Genomic DNA, 8707 nt, shown 5'->3' with positions numbered 1-8707 from the left:
GCCACCCCGAGGGCTCGGGGGGCTCCGAAGGCTCGAGCCAGCTCCAGCTCCTCCCCACTCAACCGTCGCGCCGTGTCGGTTTCGCCGATAGCCAGCTCGGCCAGGGCGGCATCGGAGCGCCACGGAAGGTAGCAAGGGCTGACAGCCAGCGTCCCGGAGGCGATCTCACCGGCCGCCAAGAAGTCGTCGAGCGCCTCGCCGAAGCGCCGCTGAGCGAGCCGGAGCCGGCCCCGCGCGTGGAGAAGCACCCCTGCGGTCTGGGATCTGCTCTGGAGAACGGCGGCTAGAGGCTCGAGCTGGCGCTCGGCTTCGTGGAATTTACCGCGCTCGACGACAGCGTTGACCAATACCGCGGTCGCCACCAGACGGTGGTAGGGCGGCGGAGCGGACACGCCGGGTGCTTCCAAAAGGGCGCGCGCATCGGCCTCGGCGGCCGTCAGGTCACTGCGCCGAAGGGCGAGCAAGGCCCGGTAGGCCAAAAGCGAGGGAAGGAAGAACCCGTTGGCGGCAGCGCGCGCCTCGGCCACGGCGACGTCGAGCAGGGCCTGCGCCTCGTCCCAGCATTCGGCGTAGAGCAACCCAAGCACGGCGCTCACGAACCACGGCGGCTCACTCGGCTGGGGCAGAGGGGGCGTGCCGCTGGCGATCGCGTGGCGCGCCCATTCCGCGACCTGGTCGGCGGGCTCATTGGTTGCCGCCGCCACCGCGGCAGCAACTGCCGATACCTGGGGCGGGTCCAACCCCTTCCTCGCCCGCTCGAGGAGGGCCCCGGCACGGCCGGCAACGGACGGGGCGATAGCGGCGTCGAGCAGCCCGCAGGTGACCGCCATCGCTTCCAGCCAAGGGGCCTCGGGGTCGGCCGTCTCGATGTGCGCTGCGGCGCCGTCACACACTTCTACCGCCTCGCCAATCCGCTGATCAAAGACCAGCGCCTTGGCGAGCTGGAGCGCGGCGGCAATCCGGGTCGCGTCCTCGCCTGCCGCCGCCACCGCCCCTTCGAGATGGTGGCACCACGCCGGCTGGCCAGCACTGAACTCGGCCATACCAAGCTCCAGCAGTGTGGCTGCCTTCGCCTCCGTCGACGGCGGCTCGGCCACGGCTCGGCGAAGGTAGGCGGCAGCCGACTCCGGCGCGCCGCTCGCTGCCGCCCCCCCGGCGGCTGCCCTCAGCTGCTCGACCACCCATGCGTCGCCGGCCGGGGCCGTCGCTAGCAGGTGCTCGGCGACCCGTGCATTGTCGTTCTGGGATTCGGCTATCAGCTTCGCTGCCCGCCTGTGTGCCTCGGCGCGCTCGGAAACTGCGATCTCGCTGTACACGGCACCACGCAGAAGGGGGTGAGCGAAGCTAAGCGGCGGCTGCGCGAGCACGCCAGCGCGCACAAGACGCTCAGCGGCCCTCGCCGCGTCGATGGGAGCGAATCCGGCCAGTCTGGCCGCCTGAGGCAGCTCGGCCCGCTCCAGGATCGCCACCGCCCGAGCCAAGTCCGTCGCGTCGGGACCCAGGCGACTCAGCCATAGCAGCACCCATCCGCTCAGTCTCGAAGTGGCGATATCCCGCACTCTTCGCACCGAGGCAGTAACCGGGGAGACTCGCTCCTCGCGCAGCGCCTCGACGAGAGTGCCGAGCAGAAACGGCGTGCCGCCGGTCGCCTCCCGGCACGCGACCGCGAAGTCCTCGTCCGGCTCGGCGCCCACGCTCGCGGCCACGAACCGGGCTACTCCCGCTGCGGTCAGTGGCCTCAGCCTGACCAGCTCTGTCGAGGGGTCTAGAGTCAGCGCAGCCAGCAGCTCCTGGTTCTCTCCCGCCTCGGCTGGCCGCGTCCCCATCAGCATCGCGACGCGCAGCTCCTCGAGGCGGGGCAGCAGAAAGGCCAGAAAGCGAAGCGAGGCGCAGTCTGCCCAGTGCGCGTCATCGACCACCAACGTCAGCGGGCGCTCGGCCGCCAGGTTGACGCAGAGCCAGTAAAGCCCGTGCATCACCGCGAAAGATGGGTCGGGGGCGACAGGCGGCGTTGCAGTCCTTTCGTCGGCCACGCCCGGCAGACCCAGCACGCGTGCCGCCACCCCCGGCGGCCCTTTCAGGAGGGAGGTACGCTCCGCTTCCGACGCTCCCGCCAATACTGGCTCGACCAGCTGCCGCACCACGCCGAAGGCGAACTCGCGCTCCAGCTCCGCGCCGCGGGCTCGCAACACCCGGAAGCCCTCGCCCACGGCGGTATCTCGGGCTGCCGCCAGCAATGCGGTCTTGCCAATCCCAGCGCGCCCCGCGACAACAAGCACGCCCCCCTGGCCCTCCTGCGCCCGCCCCAGACACCGCCGGATCCGCTCGAGCTCTTGATCGCGCTCGAGAAGCATGCCACCGGCCTCAGCCACACCAACCACAGCCCACGCTACCTCGCCCTTGCTCCTATCGCCCGGGCCGGGCGCTGGCAGCCTCCTGCTCCTCAGCCTTTTGCCATGCGCCGTTGTGAGGTTCCTAGAGGAGTACCAACGGGCTCGCGCCATGCGAGTAGCAGCTTGCGGACGGACGATCTGCCTACCCAGTGGCCAATGCCCTCAGGCTTGCTGATTGGAAGAGGACCTTCGCTCATGCTCCGCTGCGAAAGCTCCAGATCCCGTTGTTCCCTGGCGGAACGGTGGATGGTCCAACCGTTCCCTCCGAGATGCCAGCCCCCAGGAAGACGCTGGAGCCGACGATCGACGCACCTGATGCTGGCGAGTCTCCGAGCGGGAACGACCACAGCGGCAGGCCCGTGTCAGCGTCGAAGGCGGCGGCGGAATAGCCGGTGGTCGAGGACGCGAACACCACTCCGTTGCTGTATGTAGTGGCCGCGTAGCTCGGCGTCGAGGGTGCCCGCCAGAGGAGGTGGCCCGTGGCTGCATCGATGCCGCTGACCGAGAGCAGGCGGGATGGATCGTTCGCCAGGCTGGGGTCGGCGCAGGCCGGCAACAGCGGGAGGCGCTCGGCAGCCATGCCAGGGCAGGTGGCCCCTGCGTCGTCCCCGCTGCCCGGCATGCGCACGCCGTCGTCGGCGAAGGGCAAGAAGACGGCAGAGTCGAAGAACGCCGCCGGTCGGCCCTTGGCCTCGCCGATCGACGGGCTGCCAATGAAGCCGCCGACGGCGCCGACCAAATCGGGCGACAGCTGGCCGGCCTGGGCGACCTGTACGCCCCAGGCCTCGGTGCCCGAGCCCTCACACAGACCGTAGGCGTAGCCCGACTTCCCACCCTGGATGACGATCCTGGTGGTCTTGCCAGCCGAGCGGCAGGAGCGCCGGCCATCGGGAAGGTCGGCCGTGGGTACCTCGGCGAGAATGGAGGAACTGCCGAAGTCGGTGTCGCCCGCACCGGCCTCGTTGGGCGAGCCGGTGTTGTAGAGGTTGGCGGGCTCGAACCAGTTCCATACCCGCACTCCGGTCACCGGGTCCAGGGCGAAGACGCCCTCGGTGTGGGCGTAATCATGATGGGCGAACGTGGTGGCGGGGTTCGGGCGCGCCCCACAGTTGCCAGTGCCGAAGACAACCAGTCCGTCTCTCGATGGCTTCCCGGTAGCGGTGATCTGCTTGGGAGACCACACCGGGTCGGTCGCGGCCGCCGTGCCGGCCGACTGGTAGGTGTTGTTGCCGGCGGGGTCGGTGAAGGTGGTGTCGAGCGACGGAGAGGACCAGACGTCGCCACAGGCGTCGGCCCACGAAGCTGAGTTCTCGCCGATGCCGGGGACATTGTTCGCGGTGCAGTAGGAGTTGGCACTGCCGTCACCGCAGCTGAGGGTGAGGGCGTCGGAACCACCGAACTCCGCGGGGGTGAGGGTGACGTCACGCTCGGGTTCGTAGCGCCACACCAGGGCCCCGGTCGATGCGGTGAAGGCCTCGAGCCCGGTGACGCCGTTGCCGGCACCCGAGTTGTCGTCCGAGCCGACGACAACCTCAGGCGGATCGACCGCGGTGTCGAGGACCGGTGACGACTCGATCTCGACGTTGTTCTTGGGACGGCCGGGGTCGATGTCCTGGGCCCATTCGCAGGCACCGGTGACGGCATCGAGGGCAAAGACAGTGCCACCCCCGCCGAAGTACACCATGGGGTTGCCCGCCGAGTCGGTCACCGTCGGGCCGAAGGCCGCTGACGAGGTGATAGCACCGAATCCTGAACTGTGTTGGTCTGCGTAGAGGCTGGGCTGGTCCCGGTAGCAGCTCTTGGGGCTGGTGACCGAGAAGCTCCACTTCGACGCACCGGTGGCTTGGTCCAGGGCGTGAAAAGCCCCGCTCGAATCACCCACAAAGACATGGTTGTCGGCGACGGTCGGTTCGGCGGTGACGGCCCCGGCGGTCGGGACGAACCACGCCGGGCGCAGCCCGGGCGTGGCAGCCGGACCGATGGCCGAACACCCGTCGGCCGTGTGGTGGGCGTCGTGCTGATACATAGGCCACGAACCAGTGCATGAGCTCGTCACCGCCGAGGCAGTTCCAGCGGCAGTCAGGCAGACGCCAGCTGTCCCTGCCAGCAGAGCGGCTGCGATTGAGACACGAGAGGCCATTCGTGGGTAATCCCGCCACGGGCGACTGACTCGGCCCGGCGATCTGACTGGGCTGTCACTCGAGAGATGCTGCACCAGCCTCACCAGCTCAGCAGTGGGTCGGTGACACGACCACCTGGCCGGCACTGTTGGTGGCCGGCGAGGCAGGGGCCTTGGCGGCACCGCCACCGGCGGCGACGCCGCAGGTGCCGGCGTAAGCCGACGGCAGGGGGTAGAGCTGGGTCGGCCCGGCCGGAGAGCCCTGGGGGTCGGGATCCTCGTAGACCTGCGCGCCGGGCTCGGCGTAGACGTTCTTCGCCTCCTGCTGGCGGTACCAGTCCATGGTGTGGCCGCCCTCGGTGATGCAGGCCTGCTCGGACTGGGGATCGCCGCTGCTGCAGTCGTAGGGATCCCAGGTCTTGCCCTGGTAGTTGTAGGCGTCCCTGGATGACCCCGACCCGCCCGCGCCCCCACCCTGGTAGATGCTGCGTCGGGCGGTGTAGAGCCCGATGCAGGTCCCGTCGGCGCAACCGCCGCCCCCGGCGTCGGCCACCGGCACCGGATTCTCGGCGATCGGGGCCGGCGACCCACCGTGGGCCAGGACCATGAGGTCAGCCAGCCAGCTGGCGGTCTGCGTCGGATGCCAGTTCACCTCCAGGTTCCCGCCGTCGGAGGGACCGTTCACCGACTTGCTGGTGCCGTACTGTCCGTCGGCGCCGTCGTGCTCGCCAACGTCGAGGTTGTCGTCGGCACCGAAGTAGACCTGCCCCCCACTCAGGAGGCTGGCGGCGGCTGGGCTGGGGGTACCCGGACGCACGGTGGGAGTGACCGAGGGTGAGCCGCTGGCATCGAAGGTCGCTCCCGCCGCCGGGCCCGTGGGGGTGCCGTTCGGGTAGACGGTGACGTTCCCGGAGTGAACGGCCTGGTTCTGGGCCGTCTGGTAGGTCCCCGCCGACGCGTAGGTCTGGCCCGAGCCGTCCGAGACGCTGCCGACGAGGTTGTGGCAGCCGGGCTCGGCGCCCTGGGTCGCGTTGGCGTCGGCGTCCGGCGAACACCCCTGCTTCGAAGGCGCGTAGCCCCCGGTGCTCACCGCCGCCGCCATACCGGCCGCGCCCAGCACGAATGCCACCGTGGCCAGGGCCGCGAGGACCCGACCAAGCTTCTGGCACATCACCATTCACCCCCCGAGATGTTCATCTTTCCCAGCCATCTCTCAAACCTGACAGTCGCGTCACAAGGCTTCGCCAACCAGACCCAACTCTCCTTTCAGGCAGAGCCTCTCGCCGGGCAGAGCTGGCTGACGTCGTGAATGCGCACGAGGTCGAAGACCCGTGAACAGCTAACAGTCAAGGAGGTGCAGCACCACCGAGTTCGGCTTCCGTTCTCCTCGAAGCGGATCCCAAACGATGGTCCATATCGCCCACGTGAACGCAATCACAAGGTCGCCGGTGCATGGATAGATGACTGACAGGCCACTTCGTCCAGGCGACACGAGAGTCGAGGGCGGTGCCTTTGCCGGGTCCCGCCCTCGGCGCGCCAGCGCTGCGGTGATGAGGTTCTAGCGCCTTCGTGCCGCGTGGTGCTGGCGGACGCCGTGGCCGGCCGTGGACGAGCTGGTGCTCGGGGCGGCGCACGAGCTGGCGTAGGCGCAGTCGTTGAAACCGTCGGTGTCCGTGTCTGGCGAGGACGGGGTGGCCAGTGGCTTGTTGTTGGAGTCCACCAGCTGGATCTCCTCAGAGGGCTTCAGCTTGGCGTTCGCGTCGTTGGCGGTAGCCAGGTCGAAGTTGACCGTCGAGAGGTTGGGGAGCGGCCCCACGCCGACGTTGCCGCTGTTGCTGATAATGACCGGAGTCTCCTCGATCCACTCTGCCGTGGCGTAGCTCGAGCTATAGGGGATCAGCTGGGTGAACGAGTGTTTCTTGGATACGTCCTGCACCGTGATGCTCCAGACCTGGGGCGCGGTCTGCCCGATTGCCACGTGCATGTGATCACCAGCGCTGACTGTCATACCCGAGATCGTCGTGCTGGGCAGAGGAATCACCTCCCACCAGGCCGAGTAGGTGGCCTTGCCCGACGAGTCGACGTCCTGCTCGGTACCGGCCTGGATGAGCGTGGGGTCGGTGAAGCCACAGGAAGCGTCCACGCACCCGCCGCCGATGCCGGTCCAGGTGGCGGAGTAGGCGGCGGTGCCCTTCGTATGGGCGGTGGCCGTGGGCACGATCCAGTCGCCGCTGACCGACGTGAAGGACCTCCCCCCCTGCTCGAGGAAGCCCTGGTTGTAGCCCGACCAGTTATTCGACTTGTTCGCCCCCACCGAGAGGATCGGGCGGTGGAAGAAGGTGGCGGTGGTCACGGCTCTCGCCGGTTGGGCCGAGAGGGACAGCCCGAGCAAGGGCATCAGAGCGGCTACAGCGAGTCGACGCATCCGAGATCCCTTCTGTCCCTGTTTCTCCTTTCTATACCCGGCTGACCGACTCCTGCTCTCCTGCCGGTCAATGACCTACCGCCGTACCTCGACCGTGCCGTCCCGCACCCTCACCTGAAAGGCCGGCTGGGGGTGGGCGGTGGGACCGCTCAGGGCGACGCCATCAGAGAGCCGATAGCGGCTCGAGTGCCACGGGCAGATCACACACCCATCCTCGACCTTGCCCTCGTGGAGCGGACCGCCTTGATGCGCGCATCGGTCGAGCAGGGCATACAACGATCCGCCCTGGCGGACGAGCAGGATCTCGACCCCCGCTCGTTCAATTAGCGCCGGCTCCGACTCCCTTATACCGGCCTCGTCGGCGACCGCCGTCCAGTCCTGGGGTGCCTCCGTAAATGCCGTGTGGTCGACGCCAACCCCCCTTCGGAACGAGAGGTGGCCGCCGAGAAAGGCGCCAACGCTGACCGTGCCGTAACCAGCCAGCGCCAGCAACTTGCCGAAGAACCTTCGGCCCGCCTTGCGCGCAAGCCACGATGTCCCGAAGAGCCCGGTGGCCACGATGTTGGTCGTACCGTGCAGCAGGCCGACCCGTCGCGTCGGTACATCCAGCGTCGCCCAGTCGTTGAGCCCTGCTGCAGCGGTGGGAAGTGCCGACAGCACGCCGAGGGCAACGAGGAGGTCCGCCGCCGGTCGGCCGCGCTTGCCTCCTAGCCAGTCCAGCGTCACGGCACTCGTCCAGGCTCCGATGACGACGTCGGTGAGCGGCGGATGGAGTGGGTGGCCGAGAGCGGTGCCGCTCAAGGCCTCGTTCATTGGCGCTCCGGCGGGAGCAGCACGTTCCACCGCTTTGGCCAGGGGCTCGGCGACCTGATCGAGGGAGTCCATCTGCTCCACCTGAAGCGGCAGCTCCCGCAGGGGTCGCAGACCGTCTCGCATGCTCTGTGCCATGAGACCTCCTTTGGCGCTCAATGAGCCGAATGTACTTCTGAAAGCCGCTCGGGGTCGGCTTGGACGGCGCTGCCTGGGGAGGGCCCAGGCAACCGCCAGCAAATTCCAAGAACGCGGACGGACCTGTCACCTTTCGGGTTGTCGGCAAATCCCCAAGCGTCACGAAGCACCAAGCGCAGCGAGTCGGACGCTGGCTGGTGAAGCCAGTTCCTGGTTTGCTCGACCGCGGGCACTCTTCGCTGTGCCCTGGGCCGCAATGGGCGACGAATCTCGCGGCGCCGCTAGGATGAGATTCGAAGACCGCGAGTCCTTGGAGGCCGTCTCCTCAATGTCCGAGAATCTCGTCTCATACCTGTTTGGGCGCGACATGGCCGTCGATCTGGGCACGGCTAACACGCTTGTCTACGTGCGCGGGAGGGGTATCACCCTGAACGAGCCGTCGGTCGTGGCCATCAACGTCAAGGACGGCCGGCCCCTCGCGGTCGGCTCCGAGGCGAAGCGGATGATCGGACGCACGCCCAGTCACATTCAGGCCATCCGGCCGCTCAAGGACGGGGTGATCGCGGACTTCGAGATCTGCGAGAAGATGCTGCGGTACTTCATCCATCGGGTACACCAGCGCCGGTTCGCCAAGCCGCGCATGGTCATCTGCGTGCCGTCGGGCATCACCGGGGTTGAGCAGCGGGCCGTGCAGGAGGCGGCGGAGTCCGCCGGCGCCCGCAAGCCCGCCTACATCATCGAGGAGCCCATGGCGGCCGCCATCGGGGCCGGCCTGCCGGTGCACGAGCCCACCGGCAACATGGTGGTCGACATCGGCGGCGG

Annotated in this window: 6 protein-coding genes; 1 reads left to right on the top strand and 5 read right to left on the bottom strand. The window is 68.5% G+C overall.

Annotated features, from left to right (window positions below; all coding sequences use genetic code 11):
* From VGF64_17180 to VGF64_17160, 5 genes are all read right to left on the bottom strand, one after another.
* Nucleotides 1–2372, bottom strand: a 2372-nt coding sequence (locus VGF64_17180; GenBank protein ID HEY1636495.1) for an AAA family ATPase, incomplete at its 3' end; no start/stop codon positions are given.
* A 214-nt stretch (nucleotides 2373–2586) separates the two neighbouring features.
* Nucleotides 2587–4419, bottom strand: coding sequence for a PQQ-binding-like beta-propeller repeat protein (locus VGF64_17175; protein ID HEY1636494.1), 1833 nt, complete (start codon nucleotides 4417–4419; stop codon nucleotides 2587–2589).
* Between the two features lie 202 nt (nucleotides 4420–4621).
* Nucleotides 4622–5683 carry a hypothetical protein gene (locus VGF64_17170; GenBank protein HEY1636493.1) on the bottom strand — a complete coding sequence of 354 codons (1062 nt, stop codon included), beginning with the start codon at nucleotides 5681–5683 and terminating at the stop codon, nucleotides 4622–4624.
* 387 nt (nucleotides 5684–6070) lie between these two features.
* A complete protein-coding gene (locus VGF64_17165) occupies nucleotides 6071–6937 on the bottom strand; it encodes a G1 family glutamic endopeptidase (protein ID HEY1636492.1) in 867 nt (288 codons plus the stop codon).
* Nucleotides 6938–7012: 75 nt separating this feature from the next.
* A complete protein-coding gene (locus VGF64_17160) occupies nucleotides 7013–7885 on the bottom strand; it encodes a Rieske 2Fe-2S domain-containing protein (GenBank protein HEY1636491.1) in 873 nt (290 codons plus the stop codon).
* Nucleotides 7886–8213: 328 nt separating this feature from the next.
* Between VGF64_17160 and VGF64_17155 the strand changes: the two genes are divergently transcribed.
* The coding region (locus VGF64_17155; GenBank protein HEY1636490.1) for a rod shape-determining protein at nucleotides 8214–8707 on the top strand (494 nt) is incomplete at its 3' end.

This window comes from Acidimicrobiales bacterium (assembly GCA_036491125.1).
Lineage (GTDB): Bacteria > Actinomycetota > Acidimicrobiia > Acidimicrobiales > AC-9 > AC-9.
Note: the sequence above shows the minus strand (reverse complement) of the source record. Positions and strands in the feature narration are given on the sequence as shown.

Bases quoted from the DNA above. Each gene is read 5' to 3' on its own strand.
- VGF64_17170 (HEY1636493.1), bottom strand. From the start codon at position 5,683: ATGTGCCAGAAGCTTGGTCGGGTCCTCGCGGCCCTGGCCACGGTGGCA.
- VGF64_17175 (HEY1636494.1), bottom strand. From the start codon at position 4,419: ATGTATCAGCACGACGCCCACCACACGGCCGACGGGTGTTCGGCCATC.
- VGF64_17165 (HEY1636492.1), bottom strand. From the start codon at position 6,937: ATGCGTCGACTCGCTGTAGCCGCTCTGATGCCCTTGCTCGGGCTGTCC.
- VGF64_17160 (HEY1636491.1), bottom strand. From the start codon at position 7,885: ATGGCACAGAGCATGCGAGACGGTCTGCGACCCCTGCGGGAGCTGCCG.